Source organism: Pseudomonas sp. PB105 (genome assembly GCF_009764655.1).
Taxonomy (GTDB): domain Bacteria; phylum Pseudomonadota; class Gammaproteobacteria; order Pseudomonadales; family Pseudomonadaceae; genus Aquipseudomonas; species Aquipseudomonas cyclaminis.
The window spans coordinates 15,088-36,324 of sequence record NZ_RWIO01000092.1 but is presented as its reverse complement, the minus strand read 5'-3'; the positions used below and the strand labels follow the sequence as shown (position 1 = coordinate 36,324).

Annotated in this window: 21 protein-coding genes and 1 tRNA gene; 11 read left to right on the top strand and 11 right to left on the bottom strand. The window is 60.6% G+C overall.

The window, feature by feature from the left end:
- Positions 1–134: 134 nt before the first annotated feature.
- The 5 genes from gpmI to EJD88_RS21950 all read left to right on the top strand — a co-directional run bounded on the left by gpmI (position 135) and on the right by EJD88_RS21950 (position 6,711).
- Positions 135–1,661 (top strand): 2,3-bisphosphoglycerate-independent phosphoglycerate mutase, encoded by a 1,527-nt coding sequence (gene gpmI / locus EJD88_RS21970; RefSeq protein ID WP_158879027.1) that lies wholly within the window; start codon positions 135–137, stop codon positions 1,659–1,661.
- Positions 1,662–1,920: 259 nt separating this feature from the next.
- A complete protein-coding gene (locus tag EJD88_RS21965) occupies positions 1,921–3,216 on the top strand; it encodes a murein hydrolase activator EnvC (protein ID WP_099583865.1) in 1,296 nt (431 codons plus the stop codon).
- A gap of 30 nt (positions 3,217–3,246) precedes the next feature.
- Positions 3,247–4,575 carry a S41 family peptidase gene (locus EJD88_RS21960; protein ID WP_099583866.1) on the top strand — a complete coding sequence of 443 codons (1,329 nt, stop codon included), beginning with the start codon at positions 3,247–3,249 and terminating at the stop codon, positions 4,573–4,575.
- A gap of 1 nt (position 4,576) precedes the next feature.
- Complete coding sequence (locus EJD88_RS21955) at positions 4,577–5,362, top strand: divergent polysaccharide deacetylase family protein (RefSeq protein WP_158879026.1); 786 nt, start codon at positions 4,577–4,579, stop codon at positions 5,360–5,362.
- Positions 5,363–5,433: 71 nt separating this feature from the next.
- A complete protein-coding gene (locus EJD88_RS21950) occupies positions 5,434–6,711 on the top strand; it encodes a Vps62-related protein (RefSeq protein WP_244643602.1) in 1,278 nt (425 codons plus the stop codon).
- Here EJD88_RS21950 and EJD88_RS21945 read toward each other — a convergent pair.
- The 7 genes from EJD88_RS21945 to EJD88_RS21915 form a co-directional block, all read right to left on the bottom strand.
- The gene (locus EJD88_RS21945) at positions 6,692–7,447 is read right to left on the bottom strand and encodes an ABC transporter substrate-binding protein (protein ID WP_099583868.1); all 756 of its coding nucleotides are present in this window, start codon (positions 7,445–7,447) and stop codon (positions 6,692–6,694) included. The genes EJD88_RS21950 and EJD88_RS21945 overlap by 20 nt on opposite strands.
- Positions 7,448–7,513: 66 nt before the next feature.
- Positions 7,514–8,284, bottom strand: coding sequence for an imidazole glycerol phosphate synthase subunit HisF (gene hisF, locus EJD88_RS21940; protein WP_003171107.1), 771 nt, complete (start codon positions 8,282–8,284; stop codon positions 7,514–7,516).
- A gap of 9 nt (positions 8,285–8,293) precedes the next feature.
- Entirely contained in the window at positions 8,294–9,031 is a 738-nt protein-coding gene (gene hisA / locus EJD88_RS21935; RefSeq protein WP_048723388.1) for a 1-(5-phosphoribosyl)-5-[(5-phosphoribosylamino)methylideneamino]imidazole-4-carboxamide isomerase, read from the bottom strand.
- 39 nt (positions 9,032–9,070) lie between these two features.
- Entirely contained in the window at positions 9,071–9,328 is a 258-nt protein-coding gene (locus EJD88_RS21930) for a DUF2164 domain-containing protein (protein ID WP_028615366.1), read from the bottom strand.
- Positions 9,329–9,967, bottom strand: coding sequence for an imidazole glycerol phosphate synthase subunit HisH (hisH, locus tag EJD88_RS21925; RefSeq protein ID WP_112193017.1), 639 nt, complete (start codon positions 9,965–9,967; stop codon positions 9,329–9,331). It abuts the gene before it with no gap.
- Positions 9,967–10,560, bottom strand: coding sequence for an imidazoleglycerol-phosphate dehydratase HisB (hisB, locus tag EJD88_RS21920; RefSeq protein WP_003218037.1), 594 nt, complete (start codon positions 10,558–10,560; stop codon positions 9,967–9,969). Before hisB ends, hisH begins: the two co-directional genes overlap by 1 nt.
- 233 nt (positions 10,561–10,793) lie before the next feature.
- A complete protein-coding gene (locus EJD88_RS21915) occupies positions 10,794–12,455 on the bottom strand; it encodes an OFA family MFS transporter (RefSeq protein ID WP_158879025.1) in 1,662 nt (553 codons plus the stop codon).
- A 325-nt stretch (positions 12,456–12,780) separates the two neighbouring features.
- On the opposite strand from EJD88_RS21915, the gene EJD88_RS21910 reads away from it, so the two are divergent.
- The 5 genes from EJD88_RS21910 to EJD88_RS21890 all read left to right on the top strand — a co-directional run bounded on the left by EJD88_RS21910 (position 12,781) and on the right by EJD88_RS21890 (position 17,243).
- A complete protein-coding gene (locus tag EJD88_RS21910; protein ID WP_099583871.1) occupies positions 12,781–14,994 on the top strand; it encodes an AsmA family protein in 2,214 nt (737 codons plus the stop codon).
- A complete protein-coding gene (gene mutY / locus EJD88_RS21905; protein ID WP_099583872.1) occupies positions 14,991–16,058 on the top strand; it encodes an A/G-specific adenine glycosylase in 1,068 nt (355 codons plus the stop codon). The genes EJD88_RS21910 and mutY overlap by 4 nt, the downstream gene beginning before the upstream one ends.
- A complete protein-coding gene (locus tag EJD88_RS21900) occupies positions 16,055–16,327 on the top strand; it encodes an oxidative damage protection protein (RefSeq protein ID WP_099583873.1) in 273 nt (90 codons plus the stop codon). The genes mutY and EJD88_RS21900 overlap by 4 nt, the downstream gene beginning before the upstream one ends.
- A gap of 103 nt (positions 16,328–16,430) precedes the next feature.
- Positions 16,431–16,506: transfer RNA gene (locus EJD88_RS21895), tRNA-Phe, on the top strand.
- A 416-nt stretch (positions 16,507–16,922) separates the two neighbouring features.
- The gene (locus tag EJD88_RS21890; protein WP_099583874.1) at positions 16,923–17,243 is read left to right on the top strand and encodes a hypothetical protein; all 321 of its coding nucleotides are present in this window, start codon (positions 16,923–16,925) and stop codon (positions 17,241–17,243) included.
- Between the two features lie 53 nt (positions 17,244–17,296).
- Here EJD88_RS21890 and EJD88_RS21885 read toward each other — a convergent pair whose 3' ends face one another.
- The 4 genes from EJD88_RS21885 to EJD88_RS21870 form a co-directional block, all read right to left on the bottom strand.
- The gene (locus tag EJD88_RS21885; protein WP_158879024.1) at positions 17,297–18,901 is read right to left on the bottom strand and encodes a glycosyltransferase family 39 protein; all 1,605 of its coding nucleotides are present in this window, start codon (positions 18,899–18,901) and stop codon (positions 17,297–17,299) included.
- Positions 18,902–18,988: 87 nt separating this feature from the next.
- Positions 18,989–19,954 (bottom strand): arsenic resistance protein, encoded by a 966-nt coding sequence (locus EJD88_RS21880; RefSeq protein WP_158879023.1) that lies wholly within the window; start codon positions 19,952–19,954, stop codon positions 18,989–18,991.
- A 50-nt stretch (positions 19,955–20,004) separates the two neighbouring features.
- Positions 20,005–20,283 carry a type II toxin-antitoxin system RelE/ParE family toxin gene (locus tag EJD88_RS21875; RefSeq protein ID WP_158879022.1) on the bottom strand — a complete coding sequence of 93 codons (279 nt, stop codon included), beginning with the start codon at positions 20,281–20,283 and terminating at the stop codon, positions 20,005–20,007.
- On the bottom strand, positions 20,249–20,464 hold the full coding sequence (locus EJD88_RS21870; RefSeq protein ID WP_099583878.1) for an antitoxin: 216 nt from the start codon (positions 20,462–20,464) through the stop codon (positions 20,249–20,251). Before EJD88_RS21870 ends, EJD88_RS21875 begins: the two co-directional genes overlap by 35 nt.
- A 309-nt stretch (positions 20,465–20,773) precedes the next feature.
- Between EJD88_RS21870 and EJD88_RS21865 the strand changes: the two genes are divergently transcribed.
- Positions 20,774–21,187: a hypothetical protein gene (locus EJD88_RS21865; RefSeq protein WP_099583879.1), complete on the top strand. Its 414-nt coding sequence runs from the start codon at positions 20,774–20,776 to the stop codon at positions 21,185–21,187.
- Positions 21,188–21,237 lie beyond the last annotated feature (50 nt).

The window sequence follows — 21,237 nt, the reverse complement described above, 5'->3', positions numbered from 1 at the left end:
GTTAAAATGGCGGTAAGTATACACAGCCGTCAGGGGGGGCCAACCCCCGTAAAGCGGTGACGTGGTCGGAACTTCGCTTTAAACTGCCACTCACTTTTCAATTGCCTTCCTTTATTACCGCCGCGAGAGGATCTATGACTACCACGCCTAAACCTTTGGTCCTGATAATTCTCGATGGCTTTGGACACAGTGAAAGCCACCACGACAACGCGGTGTACGCGGCCGAGAAGCCTGTACTGGACCGCCTGACCGCGAACGTCCCCAACGGCCTGATCTCCGGCTCGGGCATGGACGTTGGCCTGCCGGACGGCCAGATGGGCAACTCGGAAGTCGGCCACATGAACCTCGGCGCCGGACGAGTGGTATATCAGGACTTCACCCGTGTGACCAAAGCGATCCGCGACGGCGAGTTCTTCGAGAACCCGACCATCTGCGCCGCGGTAGATAAAGCAGTGGCCGCCGGCAAGGCCGTGCATTTCATGGGCCTGCTGTCGGACGGCGGCGTACACAGCCATCAGGACCACCTGGTGGCCATGGCCGAGCTGGCCTTCAAGCGCGGCGCCGACAAGATCTATCTGCACGCCTTCCTAGACGGTCGCGACACGCCGCCAAAAAGCGCGCAATCCTCCATCGAACTGCTGGACACCACCTTCGCCGCCCTGGGCAAGGGCCGTATCGCGAGCATCGTCGGCCGTTACTTCGCCATGGACCGCGACAACCGCTGGGACCGCGTGTCCCAGGCGTACAACCTGATCGTCGACGGCCAGGCCGAATTCAACGCCGCCACCGCCCAGGAAGGCCTGGAAGCCGCCTACGCCCGTGGTGAGAGCGATGAATTCGTCAAAGCCACCACCATCGGCGAGCCGGTGAAAGTTGAAGACGGCGACGCCGTAGTGTTCATGAACTTCCGCGCCGACCGCGCCCGCGAGCTGAGCCGCGTGTTTGTCGAAGACGGCTTCAGCGAGTTCGAACGCGCCCGCCAGCCAAAAGTGCACTACGTCGGCCTGACCCAATACGCGGCCAGCATCCCGGCCCCCGCCGCGTTTGCTCCGGGCAGCCTGGACAACGTACTGGGTGATTACCTGGCGAAAAACGGCAAGACCCAACTGCGCATCGCCGAAACCGAAAAATACGCCCACGTGACCTTCTTCTTCTCGGGCGGGCGTGAAGAACCGTTCCCCGGCGAAGAGCGCATCCTGATCCCGTCGCCAAAAGTCGCCACCTACGACCTGCAACCGGAAATGAGCGCGCCGGAAGTCACCGACAAGATCGTCGACGCCATTGAGCACCAGCGCTACGACGTAATAGTGGTCAACTACGCCAACGGCGACATGGTCGGCCACAGCGGTAACCTGGAAGCCGCCACCAAGGCCGTGGAATGCCTGGACCTGTGCGTCGGTCGCATCGTCGACGCGCTGGACAAGGTCGGCGGCGAAGCGCTGATCACCGCCGACCACGGCAACTGTGAACAGATGTCCGACGAATCCACCGGCCAGGCACACACGGCCCACACCACCGAGCCGGTGCCGTTCATCTATGTCGGCAAGCGCGATTTCAAAGTGCGTGACGGCGGCGTGCTGGCGGATGTGGCGCCGACCATGTTGATGCTGATGGGGCTCGATAAGCCGGTTGAGATGACGGGCACTTCGATCCTGGTCTGACGTCAGCCTCACTGAAAATCAGTGTGGGAGGGGGCTTGCCCCCGAGAGCGGAGTATCAGTTTGCAGCTATGTCGACTGGTACACCGCCATCGGGGGCAAGCCCCCTCCCACATTTTGATCCTGTGGGTTTGGTAGATGTCTTTTTGCCATACCACCGCCACTCGGCACCTATCTTGCCCGCCAGCCCGAATTGGGCGTTTTTTTTGCCGCGCTTGGCGGGCATACTAGGCCGTCCCTTTCCCTGGTGTCGCCCGCCTCTATGCTTCGCGCCTTGATTACCCTTGCTCTTGTCTGCCTGCTCCAACCGGCGTTTGCCGACGAGCGCGCACAAACCCAACAACAGTTGGACGCTACGCGTCAGGACATTACCGAGCTGAAAAAACTGCTCGGCAAGCTCCAGGAAGAAAAATCCGGGGTGCAGAAAGACCTGCGCGGTACTGAAACCGAAATGGGCAAGCTGGAGAAGCAGGTCCAGGAGCTGCAAAAGGAACTAAAGAAGAGCGAGTCGGAACTGGAGCGACTCGACGCTGAGAAAAAAAAACTCCAGAGCGCACGCGTTGAACAGCAACGCCTGATCGCGATCCAGGCCCGCGCCGCCTACCAGAGCGGCCGCCAGGAATACCTCAAGCTGCTGCTCAACCAGCAGAACCCCGAGAAATTCGCGCGCACCCTGACCTACTACGACTACTTGAGCAAGGCCCGCCTGGAGCAACTTAAAAGCTTCAACGAGACGCTGCGCCAGTTGGTCAACGTGGAACAGGAAATTGCCAACCAGCAGTCGCAGTTGCAAGATCAGAAACTCGCCCTGGACACTCAGCGCGACGAACTCGACAAGGTCCGCAAGGAGCGTCAGCTGGCACTGGCCAAGCTCAACGACGACGTGAAAGCCCGTGACGCCAAGCTACAGGCCCGCGAGCAGGACCAGGCCGACCTGGGCAAAGTCCTCAAGACCATCGAGGAAACCCTGGCACGCCAGGCACGCGAGGCTGAAGAGGCGCGGCAAAAAGCGCTGATCGCCCAGCAGGAAGCCGAAAAAAAGCGCCAGCGTGAGGCCGAACTGGCAGCCACCACAGACGCTCCGGCACCCCGTAAACCGGCGCATGCAGCGCCTGGCCCGCTGGTTTCCAGCGCCGGCGAATCCTTCGGCGGCCCTTTTGCTTCAGCGCGGGGCAAACTTCCATGGCCAGTTGATGGTCGATTACTGGCACGCTTCGGTGAAACCCGTGGTGATGACACCCGCGCCAAGTGGGATGGCGTGATGATCAGCGCCTCCGCCGGCAGCCAGGTCCACGCTGTCCACGGTGGGCGCGTGGTGTTTGCCGATTGGCTGCGGGGCGCCGGTTTGTTGGTGATTCTCGACCACGGTAATGGCTATTTGAGCCTTTACGGCCACAATCAGACTTTACTCAAGTCGGCAGGTGATGTTGTAAAAGCCGGTGAATCCATCTCCACTGTCGGTAACAGTGGTGGCCAGGACACCCCGGCGCTGTACTTCGCTATTCGTCAGCAGGGTCGCCCGAGCGATCCCGCACAATGGTGCCGTTCCCAAGGATAGGGCCGCATCTACATTAGGAGTTCGTTCGACATGCTGCATTTGTCCCGCCTCACTTCGCTGGCCCTGACGATCGCCCTGGTGATCGGCGCGCCTCTGGCTTTCGCCGACCAGGCCGCTCCGGCTGCACCTGCCGCCACGGCCGCCAGCTCTGCCGCGACCACCAAGGCACCGTTGCCGCTGGACGAGCTGCGTACCTTCGCGGAGGTCATGGACCGGATCAAGGCAGCCTATGTCGAACCCGTAGACGACAAGACCCTGCTGGAGAATGCCATCAAGGGCATGCTCAGCAACCTCGACCCGCACTCCGCCTACCTGGGCCCTGAAGATTTCGCCGAGCTGCAGGAAAGCACCAGCGGTGAATTCGGCGGCCTGGGCATTGAAGTCGGCGCCGAGGACGGCAACGTCAAAGTGGTATCCCCCATCGACGACACCCCGGCGTCCAAGGCCGGCATCCAGGCTGGCGACTTTATCGTCAAGATCAACGGCCAGCCGACACGTGGCCAGACCATGACCGAAGCCGTCGACAAGATGCGCGGCAAGATCGGCCAGAAAATCACCCTGACCCTGGTACGCGATGGCGGCAACCCGTTCGACGTGACACTCACCCGCGCGACCATCGTGGTCAAGAGCGTGAAGAGCCAGCTGCTGGAGTCGGGCTACGGTTACATCCGCATCACCCAATTCCAGGTCAAGACCGGCGACGAAGTAGCCAAGGCCCTGGCCAAGCTGCGCAAGGACAATGGCAAAAAACTCAACGGCATCGTCCTCGACCTGCGCAACAACCCAGGCGGCGTGCTGCAGTCGGCGGTGGAAGTGGTCGACCACTTCATCACCAAAGGCCTGATCGTCTACACCAAGGGCCGTATCGCCAATTCCGAGCTGCGTTTCTCGGCCACCGGCAACGACCTCAGCGAGAACGTGCCATTGGCCGTCCTGATCAACGGCGGCAGCGCCTCGGCTTCGGAAATCGTCGCCGGCGCCCTGCAAGACCAGAAACGCGGCGTGCTGATGGGCACTACCAGCTTCGGCAAAGGCTCGGTGCAGACTGTGCTTCCGTTGAACAATGACCGCGCACTGAAGATCACCACCGCGCTGTACTACACGCCGAATGGCCGTTCGATCCAGGCCCAGGGCATCGTGCCGGACATCGAAGTGCGCAAGGCCAAGATCACTAACGAGATCGACAGCGAGTACTACAAGGAAGCCGACCTGCAAGGTCACCTGGGCAATGGCAACGGCGGCGCCGACCAGCCGACCGGCAGCAGCAAGAAAGCCAAGCCGATGCCGCAGGACGACGATTACCAGCTGGCCCAGGCGCTGAGCCTGCTCAAAGGCCTGAGCATTACGCGCAGCCGTTGATATGCGTTTTGCCCTGATCATCGCTGTGCTGTGCAGCCTGGCAGGGGTCGCCCAAGCGGCCCCTGCCAGCGAATCCCACAAAGCCTACCTGACCCTCATCATCGACGACCTCGGGCAAAACCTGCCCCGGGATCGGCGCGTGCTGGCCCTGCCGGGCCCGGTCACCACGGCGATCATGCCCGACACACCCCACGCCGCCGAATTCGCCCGCGAAGCGCACAAGGCCGGCAAAATCGTAATCCTGCACATGCCCATGGACCCAGCCACCGGCCCGTTCGCCTGGCACCCTGAGCTGCCCATCGAAGAACTCGGCAAGCGTCTGGACGCCGCATTCAACGCCGTGCCCTACACCGCCGGCATCAACAACCACATGGGCAGCCGCATGACCGCGCAACCGGCCGCCATGACCTGGCTGATGGCGGAGCTGCAACGGCGCAACAAGTTCTTCGTCGACAGCCGCACCAGCGCGCAGACCGTGGCCGCCGCCGAGGCGCAGAAGATCGGGCTGGCGCATGTTTCGCGGGATGTGTTCCTTGATGACGAACGCACCGAGGCAGCGATCACCGCGCAACTGCAAACCGCAATCAAGCTGGCGCACAAGCAGGGTTCGGCGGTGATGATCGGGCACCCTTACCCACAGACCCTGGCGGTGCTGGAGCGCGAATTGCCCAAGCTCAAGGCCCAAGGCGTGGAGTGGATTGATATCAAGTTGATGATCAGTGTGCGCAGTAATCAGGCCATGAGCGGACACGGAAAAAACGGTACCTACCAACCGGTGCGCAAGTAAGTACCACATAGGACGTAGTCGCTCCTGAATAGTAGACCTTTACGGCCTACACTTTCAGGACGCGACACGCCATGGACTCTATCTGCTACTCAAACCTGCTGATCAACTTCACCAGCGAATTCACGCCACTCTGGAACGATAAAGGCGCCGGCAGCACAAAGCCTGTCAGCTTCTGGCGACCCGTAGCGTCGTCGGACTTTTTGAATGGTTTCTACCCCCTCGGGGACTTGGCGGTTGGCAACTACGACAACATCAACCGAAAACGCATCGTCGCAGTGGCCAGTGAAGCGCCGCTAATCCCCGGGGCGCCTCGCCTGGAAAAGGCTCTGAGCGCGCCCGTGGAGTATGAATTGGTCTGGAATGATTCCGGCTCCCGCGCTCATACCGATGGTGCCATCTGGCGACCGATTCCACCCGAGGGCTATGTGGCGCTGGGGCTGGTGTGCGGCACCGGCCACGACAAACCATCGCGCAACGCCATTCGTTGCGTACGAGCAGACTTGGTCATCGCCTCCTACATCAGCGACCTGATCTGGAACGATAGGGGCAGCGGAGCCCAGAAGGATTTCAGCGCCTGGAGCATTTCACCGCCTGGCGCCGCCTCCGGGGAGGCGTACTTTTCGGCAGGTACCTTTGTCGGCGCCGACAGCTACACCAAACCGTCAACCCATGTCGCCGCCTACTCTCTGCGCATGCAAATCCGGCAGACCGTCAGCTCCGCTCCACCAGCGCCGGCGCTACCCGATTACCGGCAGCCCTCGCCGTTCGAAGCGGCGCACATCACCCATACCTGTGAGATCCCGTGGTTTACGGTGAAGGACCCCAACCTGCGCCCGGCCGAACAGTTGTTCACGTCACCCACCTATCGCCTGGAACGAACGGATCGCTATGTGCTGGTCGGCTTCGGACACAACAAGACGTCAATCAACCAGACCTTCAAATGGACTGCTACCCGTGGAGAGAATGGTGGAAAATCCAAGACACTTACCGAAACAACATCCATCGAAGTTGGCGGTGAGTGGCAGTTCAATCTTTGGGGCACGTCGATCAAGTTTTCAGCCAAGTTAAGCAAAGGCCTTACCCACACCGAAACCTCATCCAGCGGCTGGGTCACCTCGACTGCGTTTGAAATTGCTGCGGCTGTGCCGGCCAACAAGGCAGTGGCGGTCTACCTGATCCAGAGTGACTACCGGCTGCTACGTGAAAACGGCACCCAGGTAGCAACCGATGTCAGCTACACCGACGGCGACAGCGTCTATTGGAGTGAATACCCGCCCACCAGAGAATGCCAGGTCACCTGCACCGCATTGCCTGAGCCAACAGCAAGCACTAGAGGTAGCGCGCCATGATCTGATCGACGACACCGTCCTGACGCAACTGATCCAACGCCGCCTGCAGCTTGGTCACCAGCTCGTCCGGTACGTCCTTGTTCAATGCCAGATAGAGCTGGGCACTGTTGAACCGTAACACCGTCTTGAGCCCGGTCACGCCGACCTGACGCGCCAGGTAACGCCCGGCAGGATCACCCGTGGCCCACAGGTCGATCTGCCCATCCAGCAGCTTTTGCGCGTTGTCCTGGTCGCGTAACACCACCACCGGGTTGAGCCCCTGTTTCTCCAGAGTCTCAGCGATGGCATCGCCCTTGTAGGCGCCGATCTTGTAGCGGCGCGCGTGTTCCAGGTCATCCAGCTGGATCTTGCTGTCGGCCTTGGCCAGCAGCACCCAATCATCCGGGCCGATGGGGCCGACCCACTTGAACAGCGCCTCACGATCCGGCAGGCGCGCCATCACGAAGACGCCATAGCCGGGTTTCTCCAGGGCGAGTTTGTAGATTCGCTCCCAGGGAAAACGCAGGGTGAGGTTGTAGGAAATGCCGGCACGCTTGAAGGTTTCGCGCACGATGTCCACGGCGATGCCTTCGATATTCTCTTCCTTGGCGAAGTTCTTGCCATTTTTCGCCATGTTGTACGGCGGGAAGTTTTCCGTCAGCAACACCAGGGAGGCGTCAGACGGTTCGTTGGCTTGGGCGTTACCGACCATTAACACGCAGGTAGTGGCGAGGGCGAGCAGCAGGTGTTTGAACATGAAAGTTACCGGAATCCATGGCAAGCGCAGAGAGTGCCGCGCGCCTGCCATGCTGTCCAGCAACGTTTAGCGAACGACGATACCGCGCGCCGCCATGTAGGCCTTGGCCTCAGGCACGGTGTATTCGCCAAAGTGAAAAATGCTCGCCGCCAGCACTGCGCTGGCATGGCCTTCGATCACGCCGTCGGCCAGGTGCTGCAGGTTGCCGACGCCGCCGGAAGCGATTACCGGAATGCCCAGCGCATCGCTGATAGCACGGGTTACGCCCAGGTCGAAGCCGTTTTTCATGCCGTCCTGGTCCATGCTGGTCAGCAGGATTTCCCCTGCGCCCAGGCCTTCCATCTTCATCGCCCACTCCACCGCGTCCAGCCCGGTGGGCTTGCGACCGCCGTGGGTGAAGATCTCCCAGCGCGGGGTTTCGCCCGGCCCGGAAACTTTCTTGGCGTCGATGGCGACGACGATGCACTGCGAGCCAAAGTGCTGCGCGGCTTCGCCGACAAACTCGGGGTTGAACACGGCGGCGGTGTTGATCGAGACCTTGTCCGCACCGGCGTTGAGCAGGTTGCGGATGTCTTGCACGGTGCGCACGCCGCCGCCCACGGTCAGCGGGATGAACACCTGGCTGGCCATGCGCTCAACGGTATGCAGCGTGGTGTCGCGGCCATCGACGCTGGCGGTGATGTCGAGAAAGGTAATTTCGTCGGCACCCTGCTCGTCGTAGCGACGGGCGATTTCCACCGGGTCGCCGGCGTCACGGATGTTCTCGAACTTGACGCCCTTGACCACGCGACCATTGTCGACGTCCAGGCAAGGGATGATGCGTTTGGCCAGCGCCATGGTCAGTCCTCAGCCGTTGTAGGCATCGCAGTAAGCCTGGGCTTCGGCGACGTCCAGGGTACCTTCGTAGATCGCCCGGCCGGTGATGGCACCGATGATTCCCGGCGCCTTCGCGTCGAGCAGCGACTTGATGTCGCCCAGGTTGTGAATACCGCCGGAAGCGATCACCGGAATCCTGGTGGCCGCAGCCAGCGCGGCGGTGAACGGTACGTTGCAGCCCTGCATCATGCCGTCTTTGGCGATGTCGGTATAAACGATGGCGGACACGCCGTCGGCTTCGAACTGCTTGGCCAGGTCGATCACTTGGATGGTGCTGATTTCAGCCCAGCCGTCGGTGGCGACGAAACCATCCTTGGCGTCCAGGCCCACGATGACTTTGCCTGGGAACGCGCGGCAGGCTTCAGCAACGAAGGCCGGATCTTTCACAGCCTTGGTGCCGATGATCACGTAGCTCACGCCTGCCTTGACGTAGTGCTCGATGGTTTCCAGGGAGCGGATACCGCCACCGATCTGGATCGGCAGGTTCGGGTAGCGCTTGGCGATGGCGGTAACCACTTCGCCATTGACCGGCTGGCCTTCGAAGGCGCCGTTCAAGTCCACCAGATGCAGACGACGGCAGCCCCCTTCCACCCATTTGGCAGCCATGCTCACCGGGTCATCGGAGAACACTGTGGAGTCTTCCATGCGGCCTTGGCGCAGACGGACGCAAGCGCCGTCCTTGAGATCGATAGCGGGGATAATCAGCATCTGGCAAACCTTATTCGATATTCAGCAATGCTTGGGAAATCAGGGTTTCTCAAGCGACCACAGGTCGCTTTCGATGCTTTCGAACCTTTCTTTAAGGAGCGTCTGCGTGTCGAAAATCGCCCTGTTGTAATAGTGCGGAGCCACTTCGGTGGTAAACAGCTCAAGAATCTCGGCGACCTCGAACGAACCCAGCTTGAGCTCGAAGCGATCTTCCATGAAGCGCTTGATCTTGAGGGTAGCCTCACTCTCCTGCTCGGGCGTGAGATTCAAGATCGGCGGCTTCGGCTTCCTGGCCATTTACCAGCGCCCGTCCCAGGCGGCGAAGTTCTGCAGCAATTGCAGGCCATGGGTATGGCTCTTCTCAGGGTGGAACTGCACGGCAAAACGCGACCCTTCGGCCAGCGCTGCGGCAAAATCCACGCCGTAGTGCCCGCCACCCACTACCTGGTCCGGTTTACCGGCGGCAATGTAGTAGCTGTGCACAAAGTAGAAACGCGCCATGTCGGGCACTTCGTGCCACAGCGGGTGATCCACCGTCTGGCGGACTTCGTTCCAGCCCATGTGCGGGACTTTCAGGTGTTCGCCGTCTTCATGCAGGTCCTTGCCGAAGAACTTCACCTGGCCGGGAAACAGGCCGATGCAGTCAACGCCGTCGTTCTCTTCACTGCTGTCGAGCAAGGCTTGCATGCCCACGCAGATCCCGAGAAACGGACGATCCTGGCTGACTTCGCGCACCAGGCTGTCAAAGCCCAGGCGACGGATCTCGGCCATGCAATCGCGAATCGCACCAACGCCGGGGAACACCACGCGGTCGGCTTCGCGAATCACGTTGGCGTCGCTGGTGATCAGCACCTTGCCGGCGCCCACGTGTTCGAGGGCCTTGGCCACCGAGTGCAGGTTACCCATGCCGTAATCGATAACCGCGACCGTCTGCATTACAGAACGCCCTTGGTCGAGGGCATTTGCCCGGCCATGCGGTCGTCCAGCTCTACAGCCATGCGCAGCGCACGGCCGAAGGCCTTGAACACGGTTTCGATCTGGTGGTGGGTGTTGGTGCCGCGCAGGTTGTCGATGTGCAGGCTGACCAGTGCATGGTTGACGAAGCCCTGGAAGAATTCCTGGAACAGGTCGACGTCGAAGCCGCCCACGGTGGCGCGGGTGTAGGGCACGTGCATCTGCAGGCCTGGGCGGCCAGAGAAGTCGATGACTACGCGCGACAGCGCTTCGTCCAGCGGGACATAGGCATGGCCGTAGCGACGGATGCCTTTTTTGTCGCCGATGGCCTTGGCAAAGGCCTGGCCGAGGGTGATGCCTACGTCTTCCACCGTGTGGTGGTCGTCGATATGCAGGTCGCCCTTGCTGACGATATCCAGGTCGATCAGCCCGTGACGGGCGATCTGGTCCAGCATGTGCTCAAGAAAAGGTACACCGATATCAAATCGGGCCTTTCCGGTGCCATCCAGGTTGATCGAGGCTTTGATCTGGGTTTCCAGAGTGTCGCGCTCGACGGACGCCTTACGTTCGGCCATCACCAGCTCCGCAAAATCATTGGGCGAAAAAGGCAGCCATTATAGGGGCGCGGGCGCTAAACAGAAACATCGGAGGGGATAAGACTGACGAGTTGAGCGAGGAATGTCGGGGGATAGACATGTGTATACATGTGGGAGGGGGCTTGCCCCCGATGACGGAGTCTCAGTCAGTGATGCAGTGACTGATCCACCGCTATCGGGGGCAAGCCCCCTCCCACAAGGGTTTTGCAGTGTTAGTGGAACAGTACAGCCGTCTTCTGCAGGGTCACCCACACACCCCACGCCAGCGGAATACCCACCACCAGCCAGGCGGCTATCGCCATTGGCACCGTGCCGGGAGCTGCTTTCCACTCCAGGGATGTGCTGGCATCAGCACCTTTGTCATGGCCCAGCGCCTGTTCGGCGGCAAGTTCCGCGTCGGTCATGAAGTACTTGTCGGCCACTGGACGCACCAGCAGGTTGCAGATAAAGCCCAGCACCAGCAAGCCGGCGAGGATGTACAAGGTGATGTCATAGGCCGCAGCACGTTCAACGCCGATGCTCAGTTGATACTCACGCAAGTAGTTCACCAACACCGGGCCCAATACGCCCGCCGCAGCCCAGGCGGTCAAAAGGCGACCGTGGATCGCGCCGACCATCTGGGTGCCGAACAGATCGGCCAGGTAAGCCGGGACGGTCGCAAAACCGCCGCCGTACATCGACAGGATGACGCAGAACGCCGCTACGAACAGCGCCACGTTGCCCAGGTGACCCAGGTTCGGGATCAGCGCGTACAGGGCAAAGCCCAGGGCGAAGAACACGAAGTAGGTGTTTTTACGGCCCAGGTAGTCGGAGAACGACGCCCAGAAGAACCGGCCACCGATGTTGAACAGGCTCAGCAGACCGGTGAAACCCGCCGCGATTGCCGCGATCGACGCCAGCTGCCCGGCGTCCAGTTGACCGAAGGGCACGTCCACACCCAGCAACTTGCCGCCAAACACTTCCTGCAGCAGCGGCGAAGCCATGCCGAGGATGCCGATACCGGCCGATACGTTCAGGCACAACACCAGCCATACCAGGCGGAATTGCGGGGTTTTCCAGGCCACGTTCACGTGCACGTGACGGTGGGTGATCATCGCATTGCTGGCTTTTTTCGCCGGCGCGGTCCAGCCCTCAGGCTTCCAGCCGGTTGGTGGCACGCGGTAGGACAGTGCGCCGCCGATCATGAACACGAAGTAGATCGCCGCCATCACCAGGAAGCTCTGCCATACGCCCACGCTGGTCGGCGAAGCGAAGTGCCCCATCAGCGCTGCGGCCAACGGTGCACCGACCATCGCGCCGCCACCGAAACCCATGATCGCCATGCCGGTGGCCATGCCACGCTTGTCCGGGAACCACTTGATCAGGGTCGACACGGGCGAGATATAGCCCAGGCCCAGGCCGATACCGCCAATCACGCCGGAGCCGATCCACATCAACCAGATCTGGTGGGTATAGATGCCCAACGCCGAGATCAACAGGCCACCGCACCAGCACAGCGCCGATACAACGCCGGCCTTGCGTGGCCCGGCATGTTCCAGCCAGCCGCCCCAGATCGCTGCCGAGCAGCCCAGGAAGATGAAGAACAGAGTGTAGATCCAGCCCAGCATGGAGATAGGCCAGTCACACTGGGACGAGAAGACTTGGGCGATAAAGCTCATGTCCGGCGCGCAGGCAACCGGCTTGGTGATACCCAGCGCCTTGGACAGCGGCAGCCAGAACACCGAAAAACCGTAGGCCATGCCGATGCAGAGGTGGATGGCCAGGGCGGCCGGTGGAACCAGCCAGCGGTTGAACCCGGGCTTGGCGATGATGCGTTCCTTGGACAGGAACGCCGGCTGTGCGGCGGCAGAACCGGCCACAGTGCTAGTGCTCATTGGTGTTTCCCCCAGTTATTGGTATGCGTCCGTCAGGCGCTCTCCCCCTCGGCCTAGCACGCAGAGCGTGGCCGTTTTTGTTGAGTGAAGCTCCATTTTGGCGCGACGATACGTCGCAGAAGGCGGACGAACGCGCAGAGATTAGCACCTGCGGACGCGAGAAAAACCAAACTGATATCACTTTTTCAGGAAATTCTCTTTTATTGACGCCAGAATCCCGCCCTCCGCGCCCGTAGATACAATGTAACGATCGGTGACCTGACGCCGGCCATCGGGCGTTATACTCTTCGGCTAAATTTTGAAATCGACATACAAGGACTCGCCCATGAAAGCGTTCGGCAAAATCCTGGGTCTGGTACTTCTCGGGCTGTTGCTGATCATCGTGGCTCTGGGCTTTGCCCTGACCCATCTTTTCGATCCCAACGACTACAAAGAAGAGATTCGCCAGATTGCCCGCGACAAGGCCCACATCGAGCTGACGCTCAATGGCGATATCGGCTGGAGCCTGTTCCCCTGGCTCGGCCTTGAACTGCACGAAGCCAGCGTGGCGACCCTGACCGCGCCAACCCAGCCCTTCGCCGACCTGCAGATGCTCGGCCTGTCGGTGCGCGTACTGCCGCTGCTGCGCCGCGAAGTGCAGATGAGCGATGTACGTGTCGAAGGCCTCAACCTGCGCCTCAACCGCGACAAGCAGGGCCATGGCAACTGGGAAGACATCGGCAAGAATGTGCCCGATGCCACCGCCAGCACTGCGCCAGCTCCAGCAGAGCCGGCACCCGAAGCCAAGCCGGAGAAGCCTGCACAGCCGATCCGCCTGGACATCGACAGCCTGACAATCAACAACGCCCGCGTTGAATACAACGATGAGCAGACCGGCAAGCAATTCAGTGCCGAAAGCATCCAGTTGAGCGCCGGCGCCGTGCACGAAGGCGCCAGCATTCCGGTGAAGCTCACCGCATTCTTCGGCAGCAACCAGCCGGTGATGCGCGTCAAGACCGAGCTCAACGGCAATCTGCGCATCCAGCGCGCCCTCAAGCGCTACCAGTTTGAAGACATGCGCATCAGCGGCGAAGCCACCGGCGAACCGCTGCAAGGCAAGACCGTGACCTTTTCCACCCAGGGCCAGTTGCTGGTGGACCAGGCGGCTAACATCGCCGAATGGACCAACCTGAAACTCTCGGCCAACCAATTGCGCGCACTGGGTGAGCTGAAGGTCAATGATCTGGACAAAACCCCGCAGCTCAGTGGCGCCCTGTCCATCGCCCAGTTCGACCTGGCCAAGTTCCTCGACAGCGTCGGCAACCCCCTGCCACCCATGGCCGAAGGCAGCCTGAGCAAGGTCGAACTGGTCAGCCGCCTCCAGGGCACGCCGACCAGCCTGGCCCTGGAAGACCTGAACCTGAAGCTCGACGGCAGCACCTTCACCGGCCGCGTCGCCGTGGATGATTTCGCCAAGCAGTCGCTGCGCGTGCAACTCAAGGGCGATACCTTCAACGCCGACAACTATCTGCCGGCCAAGTCCGAATCCGCCAAGGGCGCGACCGCCGCCCGCCAGGCTGAAGTACAGAACAGCGAAGCCGGCGCCATGGCGGCCGGCGGGACCACACCGCTGCCGGATGCACCGACAAAAGGCGCCTGGAGCACTGACAAACTGCTGCCCCTGGCCCATCTGCGCAAGCTGGACGTGAATGCCGACCTTGCGTTCGGCCAACTGATCCTGAGCAAATTGCCGATCCAGGATGCCGTGCTCAAAGCGTCCGGCATCGACGGCCAACTCAAGCTCGACACCCTGAGCGGTGGCCTCTACAACGGCAGCTTCCAGGCCAACGGCACGCTCGATGTGCGCCAGGACATTCCAGTGCTGGCACTGCAAAGCCGGATCAAGCAGGTCCCGGTCGAACGCATCCTGCAAGCCCAGGGGCAAACGCCGCCCGTGAAAGGCCAGGTCACTCTCGACAGCAACCTGAGCGGCCGTGGCAATAGCCAAAAGGCGCTGATCGACAGCCTCAACGGTACCGCCAGCTTTGTGATCAACAACGGTGTGCTGCTCAATGCCAACCTTGAACAGCAACTGTGCACTGGTATCGCCATGCTCAATCGCAAAACCCTGAGCGGCGAACAGCGCGGCAAAGACACGCCTTTCCAGGAGTTGAAGGGCAACCTGAGCTTCCGTAACGGCGTGGCCAATAACCCCGACCTGAAAGTGCGCATCCCCGGCCTGGCGGTCAACGGCAACGGTGATATCGACCTGCGCGTACTGGGCATGGACTACCGCGTCGGCATCATCGTCGAAGGCGACCAGCGCGAAGTGCCGGACCCGGCCTGCGAAGTGGGCTCCAACTTCCGCAACATCGAAGTGCCGCTGCGCTGCCGTGGCCCGCTGGAACTGGGCGCCAAGGCCTGCCGCCTGGACAAGGACGGCTTGAGCCAGGTCGCGATCAAGGCGGCGGGTAACAAGCTCAGCGAGAAGCTGGAAGAGAAGCTCGACAAGGTAAACCCGCAATTGAAAGATGCATTGAAGGGCCTGTTCAAGCGATGAGAAACGAGCAGTTTTCACAGGCGGTGCTCGACTGGTACGACCGCCACGGTCGCCATGACCTGCCCTGGCAGCAGGGCATCACGCCTTACCGGGTGTGGGTCTCGGAGATCATGCTGCAACAGACTCAGGTGAGCACCGTGCTCAATTACTTCGACCGGTTCATGGCGTCTTTGCCAACGGTCGAAGCCCTGGCCGCTGCGCCGGAGGACGAAGTGCTGCACCTGTGGACCGGCCTTGGCTACTACACCCGGGCGCGCAACCTGCAAAAGACCGCGAAGATCGTCGTGGCCGAATACGGTGGCGAGTTTCCCAGGGATGTCGAAAAGCTCACCGAACTGCCCGGCATCGGCCTGTCCACCGCCGGCGCCATCGCCAGCCTGAGCATGGGCCTGCGCGCGCCGATCCTCGACGGCAACGTCAAGCGCGTACTGGCGCGCTTTACCGCACAAGAGGGTTACCCAGGCGAACCCAAGGTAGCCAAGCAGCTGTGGGCCACCGCAGAACGCTTCACGCCCCATGATCGCGTCAATGCCTACACCCAGGCGATGATGGACATGGGCGCCACCCTGTGCACGCGCAGTAAACCCAGCTGCCTGCTGTGCCCGCTGGAAAAAGGCTGCGAAGCCCACATGCTCGGCCTGGAGACACGCTACCCGATCCCCAAGCCGCGCAAGACCATCCCGCAGAAGCGCACGCTGATGCCGATGCTGGCCAACGCCGAGGGCGCGATCCTGCTTTACCGTCGCCCCTCCACCGGCTTGTGGGGCGGCCTGTGGAGCCTGCCGGAGCTGGACAACCTGGAAGACCTCGATCACTTGGCCATCCAGCATGCGCTCGAACTGGGCAAGCATCAGGAGCTGCCAGGACTGATCCATACCTTCAGCCACTTCCAGCTGGCCATCGAACCCTGGCTGGTCCAGGTCGAGGAATCCGCCCATCACGTGGCCGAGGCCGACTGGCTCTGGTATAACCTCGCCACCCCGCCGCGCCTGGGCCTTGCCGCCCCGGTGAAGAAACTGCTGAAGCGCGCGGCTGAAGTATTGAACGCAGGAGTGTCGTCATGACCCGCACCGTAATGTGCCGCAAGTACAAAGAAGAACTGCCAGCCCTGGAACGCCCTCCGTACCCAGGCGTCAAGGGCCAGGACATCTACGACCACGTCTCCGCCAAAGCCTGGGGCGACTGGCTCAAACACCAGACCCTGCTGATCAACGAGAAACGCCTGAACATGATGAACGCCGAAGACCGCAAATACCTGGCGGGCGAGATGGACAAGTTCTTTTCCGGCGAGGAATACGCCAAGGCCGACGGCTACGTTCCACCTGCTCAATAATTGATCAAAAACCGGGGTCGACTCGTAAGCGACGGTAATAATTAAATATTTTTTGAAAACTTGCTTGACGACCCCCTGAAAAACCCGTTTAATGCGCCCCGTTGCCCAGATAGCTCAGTCGGTAGAGCAGGGGATTGAAAATCCCCGTGTCGGCGGTTCGATTCCGTCTCTGGGCACCACTAATTAGTTTCAGGTGGTGCAAACGTCATCTGAAACACACAAGAAACCCGCCAAGTGCGGGTTTTTTGTTGCCTGGGATTTAACCCCCAATGCCCTGTCCCGTTACCCCGCGCACTAGTAGCGCTATGATATGATTCAAAATGTGCCAAGGTAGGCGATTAACAGTATGCGGATGCATCCCTCCTGTAACCCGTCAGCCATTGCCACGTAGCATCGGAACAGGCAACGACGGCGGATCCAGTATCCCCGCGCTCCTCGCCCAAAACGCTGCAACTCCACACCCCCGCTTCAACACCACCTTGGGTCATGCCCAAACGGTGAGAGCGTGCGCGCAAGAGCAGCGGAACAAGGACACATCATCCGGCGACGCGCAGCCCGGCGTATCGCTTACTCATACGGGCACATGGAGAAATAAATGGCATACACATCGATCATTTTCAAAAACCCGAATACGGGCGCGATGAAGGAAGCTCCAGTCGGCTTTTCGTGGACAACCTTCTTTTTCGGTTGCTTCCCGGCACTGTTTCGCGGCGACGTGAAATATGGCTTGATCCAGTTCGTCATTGCGATGATCACCATGGGCGTCAGCAACATCGTCTTTGCGTTCATCTACAACAAGCTCTACATCAAGGATCTGATCGGCCAAGGCTTCAAGGCTCAGTCCATCGCCAGCGGCGACATGAACTTTGCCTCGGCCAAGATCGGCATGCAGATCCCTCAGCTGGAAACCGCATAAACCGTATTCGACAAAAAGCCTGCTGAACGCAGGCTTTTTGCTGACCGGCTGACTCACCTCAACAAAAACACCATCAATGGATTGTCGTTTAACCGACCTTCAAAATCCGGGCCCTGGTGCTCCAACGGCGTCCCCGCCAGCAACGCGGTTTCCTTGCGCGCCACGACCACCCAGGCTGGCCGAGGTACATCGGCTAGTTGCCCAAGCTCATGACCGCCGATGAACACCGGCTGCTCGTCGTGATCCAGGTTCATCATGTAGCGCACCGCCCAGGTATCCCGGCCGAGGTCGATAAACACCAGAGGGCCCGGCTGCGTTGCACGCAGCGCTTCAACCTGGCTGACAAACTGCCGGGTATCGAACTGCAAGTCCTTGGCCGGCTCCACCACAGCCACCAGCAGTAACCACTGCGCCGCCAGTGCAATCAAGCTGAGCGACACCAGCCGCCCCAAACGCCGCCAGGCAATCAACGCAGCGACTTGCAGCACCACCAGCACGCCGACCAGTAACGGCAGCGAAACGTCTGGCCAGTAACCGTGCTTCTGCCACCCATGCCGGCAGACAAAGACTACAACCACACACAACGCCGGTAGCGCTGCGACAAGCCCTTCGTAGCATCGGCGCACGCCCGCAAGCCACCCTTGCGCCTGAAGGAGCCCATAGGCAGCGACAGCGGCAAACATCGGCACCATCGGCAAGATGTAATAGGCGCGCTTGAAGTGCGGCAGCGACAACCCGAGCAGAATCATCAACCCGCAGGCACCGAGCCGCACAACCAATTGCACGTGCCCATCAAACCGTTCGTGCCAGCGATGACGCAACGCAACCAACGTGGCCAGCGCCAGCGGCACCACAGGGAAGTAGCGATACAAACTCAATTGAAGATAGAAATAGAACGGCTCGCCACTTTCATCCAGGCGCCCGCCCACTTGCATCTTGAACACCGCATCGGCAAATGCATCGCCCCCACTGATGCGCGCCAGCTTTATCAGCAACCACCAACAGGCCGCCAACAACACCAGACCAACCAGGCCGTGAACCAGTACCTGCCTGACCCGCGCCCCAGGATTGCCAAGCGCCCAATACACACAGACCACGCCGCAGACCTCAATCAAGCCCAATGGCCCACGCACGGCAAAGCCGAGGACGAACAACGGAAACACCGCCAACCGCCTCAGTCGCGAACCCACGCGCTCGCCGCTGTGCAGCAGGTAGAAGCTGCCCACGCAGAGCAGCGCGATCATCTGGTCCAGGCACACTGAACGGGACTTCTCCAGCAGTTGAGTGGTGAGCAAGGTCAACAAAACGGCGAGCAGCGCCCACTGTCGACTCGCAGGGACCAGCAAGCGATACAGCAGCGCAACCACCCCGGCGGACGCCATTGCGGTGGGCAGTACATTCGCCAAGTGATTGGGCGCACCGAATAACCGGGCAAACACAAAGCTGAAGAAAGTCGCGGTGCCAGGGTAGTCCGCGTAGGGCTGGCCGTAGGTGGTAGGGAAAAGGCTCGCGCCATGGCGAAACATTTCCTGCAGGAATAGCGCCCAGCGCCCGTCAAATCCCTGGGGCTGCTGATCCCAGATTCCAAAGGTGAACAGCACTAGGGCAAACAGGAAAATGCCCAGGGATTCCAGGCGAAAACGGTTGCGGTGATCCATCGGTAGACCTGTCAGGTGGGGAGCGCCGACTTATGTTGCCGAGCACACCCCTGAATAGCGCCTGAACAGACCTGAACATTCACCCGGTTACCGACCTGCGGGCCACACCAACCGAGGAATAAGGCGCACATAGATCAACTCGGCCACCAACTCGACCAAGGTCTGCAGGATCACCGCCGTGGCGGCCAACCCACGCACGTCTTCGGGCAGGGCCAGGGCCAGCGGCAAAACCACCAACGAATTGCGCGTGGAGGCGCTGAACGTCACCGCCCGCGCCGTGACCGCAGGTAGCGCGAAAAGCCGCGCCGCCAGCATCCCCATCAGCGGCGCCAGCAACACAAAGGCCACATAAATCGGGATCACCGGCATCAGCAGGCCTATATCACGCACCACCGAGGTGATTTGCGAGCCGATCACCACAAACAGCACCATCGCCATCGCAGGCACGGGCAACCAAGCCCATGCGTCATTCCAAACGCTGATAACCGTCGAGCGCCGCGCGAGCGCAGTCGTCAGCACCGCAAGCACCATCGGCAGCACAATCAGCAACACGAACGCCTCGATAAACGGCCCCGCCTGCACCACTAACTGCGACTGCGTGCCCAACATCAAACCCAGGTACACCGGCAACAGCGCCAACTGCAGTAACAGCAGCAGCGGCGTGGCCGCCAGCATTAATCGCGAGTCGCCCTTACCGATGTGAGTGAACACCACCACGTAATCGATGCACGGTGTCAGCAACACCAGCAACGCTCCCACCAGCAACGCCGGGCGCTCCACCAGGCCACGGGTCAATACCCACACCAGCACCGGCACCAGAATGAAATTGGCCAGCAACAACGCCGATAGGAAGCGCTTGTTGCCCAAGCCTGTACGCAGGTCCAGAAAGGGGATTTGCAGGAACATTGCGTACATCAGTATCGCGATGACGGGCGTGATCCATACGCTGAGAGTGTGAGCCGATAAAGGCGCGAGCAGGCCAACGACTGCAGCCAGGAGAACGGTGAGGAAATAGAGGGGGATCTGGTGGTGTTCGAGGGTGTCGCGGGTCATGGAATAGGCTCTGGCGTATCGCAAAAGTGCGAGGCTATGTGCCTACTGACTTAAGGTCGAGCGAAATAGTCGATCGAGCCAGAAGGATATTCTTGGCGAGCATGAAGCACAGTCAGTATCTCGATGCGGTCGGTAACTCGGCGCACAACAATTTCACGAATACCCGGAATTCGACCCAACCGATACAGATAAGGGTGCTGGGGAAGCGCGGTAGTTGCGGCCTCAGCTGCTTCATTCAAATCGCTGGCCGCTACAAGATTGCGACCGACGATGTATTCAAGAATCTCCCTGAGTTCAGCTCGCGCCTCGGGCCGCCAATCCACTTGCATCACGCTCTTTACGCTTGGACTCGATCAGCGCGCGCATCTCAGCCATAACCTGATCATGCGGAATACTCGGACGAGGATCATCAATTGAAGCCTGCACCTTGGCCCTAAACCAACGTTCGTAGCTCGCGGCCTGCTCTTCTGTTTCAAACTCCGAAACGATAGGAGAAAGTGGGATGCTCATAGAGACCTCCGTAATGGATGCCTGCCAGTCTAATCTGCGCATGGTTCGCTGTCGTCTCTCTCAGATGTGTGGTTTTTCCAAAGCCGCACGCCGAAACGATCCACGGTCCGTCCAACGAGTGGCGCGAGCGTCGGAGGTTAATGACCCAGCAAAAGCTCAGACAAGTGCTGGCAAATCGGTTAACGGTTACTAAAAAATAAAACTGGAGCACAGGGCTGCGCGTGACGAAACACACCCGCAACCCTTGGGATTTGCCCCAACCTGCGCTTCAATACCCACCCAGATCCAGAACCTTAGGACGTTGAGCCCATGGCCTCGCCGAACAAGCAGCAAAAACGTGCCCAGCGGGCAAAGACCAAGGCCAAGCAAAACCGTACTCAACGCGCCGTGGCGACCAAGCCGGATGCGTTTGCAGGTGATGACAGCCGCATTGACCTTGAGTCGGTGGACTTGACCGAGCTGTTTGTGGAGATGCGCACCGCTGGCGAGACCAGCCAACAGGCATTGTGCGCAGCATTCCTGGCACACCCGCTGCTGGCGCTGGTGCTGGAACAGGAAGGCGAAGAAGAAGCCACGGACTTTATCCTGGCGGCGCTGATCGAGTATCGGCAGTGGGCCACGGACAGTGACGATGAAGCGGCGGCACTGGCGTGGATCGAGTCGCCAGAGTTCCAGGCGGATTACCTGGCGGCGTCCCAAGCGCTGACCAACTCGCAAGACTGACGCAGAACCCAATGTGGGAGGGGCCAAGTCGAATCGTCGCACCGCCCCTC

Bases quoted from the DNA above. Each gene is read 5' to 3' on its own strand.
- hisB (WP_003218037.1), bottom strand. From the start codon at position 10,560: ATGGCCGAACGTAAGGCGTCCGTCGAGCGCGACACTCTGGAAACCCAG.
- EJD88_RS21865 (WP_099583879.1), top strand. From the start codon at position 20,774: ATGGCCTCGCCGAACAAGCAGCAAAAACGTGCCCAGCGGGCAAAGACC.
- EJD88_RS21915 (WP_158879025.1), bottom strand. From the start codon at position 12,455: ATGAGCACTAGCACTGTGGCCGGTTCTGCCGCCGCACAGCCGGCGTTC.
- hisH (WP_112193017.1), bottom strand. From the start codon at position 9,967: ATGCAGACGGTCGCGGTTATCGATTACGGCATGGGTAACCTGCACTCG.
- hisF (WP_003171107.1), bottom strand. From the start codon at position 8,284: ATGGCGCTGGCCAAACGCATCATCCCTTGCCTGGACGTCGACAATGGT.
- EJD88_RS21900 (WP_099583873.1), top strand. From the start codon at position 16,055: ATGACCCGCACCGTAATGTGCCGCAAGTACAAAGAAGAACTGCCAGCC.
- EJD88_RS21960 (WP_099583866.1), top strand. From the start codon at position 3,247: ATGCTGCATTTGTCCCGCCTCACTTCGCTGGCCCTGACGATCGCCCTG.
- EJD88_RS21890 (WP_099583874.1), top strand. From the start codon at position 16,923: ATGGCATACACATCGATCATTTTCAAAAACCCGAATACGGGCGCGATG.
- hisA (WP_048723388.1), bottom strand. From the start codon at position 9,031: ATGCTGATTATCCCCGCTATCGATCTCAAGGACGGCGCTTGCGTCCGT.
- mutY (WP_099583872.1), top strand. From the start codon at position 14,991: ATGAGAAACGAGCAGTTTTCACAGGCGGTGCTCGACTGGTACGACCGC.
- gpmI (WP_158879027.1), top strand. From the start codon at position 135: ATGACTACCACGCCTAAACCTTTGGTCCTGATAATTCTCGATGGCTTT.
- EJD88_RS21945 (WP_099583868.1), bottom strand. From the start codon at position 7,447: ATGTTCAAACACCTGCTGCTCGCCCTCGCCACTACCTGCGTGTTAATG.
- EJD88_RS21875 (WP_158879022.1), bottom strand. From the start codon at position 20,283: ATGCAAGTGGATTGGCGGCCCGAGGCGCGAGCTGAACTCAGGGAGATT.
- EJD88_RS21870 (WP_099583878.1), bottom strand. From the start codon at position 20,464: ATGAGCATCCCACTTTCTCCTATCGTTTCGGAGTTTGAAACAGAAGAG.
- EJD88_RS21965 (WP_099583865.1), top strand. From the start codon at position 1,921: ATGCTTCGCGCCTTGATTACCCTTGCTCTTGTCTGCCTGCTCCAACCG.
- EJD88_RS21910 (WP_099583871.1), top strand. From the start codon at position 12,781: ATGAAAGCGTTCGGCAAAATCCTGGGTCTGGTACTTCTCGGGCTGTTG.
- EJD88_RS21955 (WP_158879026.1), top strand. From the start codon at position 4,577: ATGCGTTTTGCCCTGATCATCGCTGTGCTGTGCAGCCTGGCAGGGGTC.
- EJD88_RS21885 (WP_158879024.1), bottom strand. From the start codon at position 18,901: ATGGATCACCGCAACCGTTTTCGCCTGGAATCCCTGGGCATTTTCCTG.
- EJD88_RS21930 (WP_028615366.1), bottom strand. From the start codon at position 9,328: ATGGCCAGGAAGCCGAAGCCGCCGATCTTGAATCTCACGCCCGAGCAG.
- EJD88_RS21950 (WP_244643602.1), top strand. From the start codon at position 5,434: ATGGACTCTATCTGCTACTCAAACCTGCTGATCAACTTCACCAGCGAA.
- EJD88_RS21880 (WP_158879023.1), bottom strand. From the start codon at position 19,954: ATGACCCGCGACACCCTCGAACACCACCAGATCCCCCTCTATTTCCTC.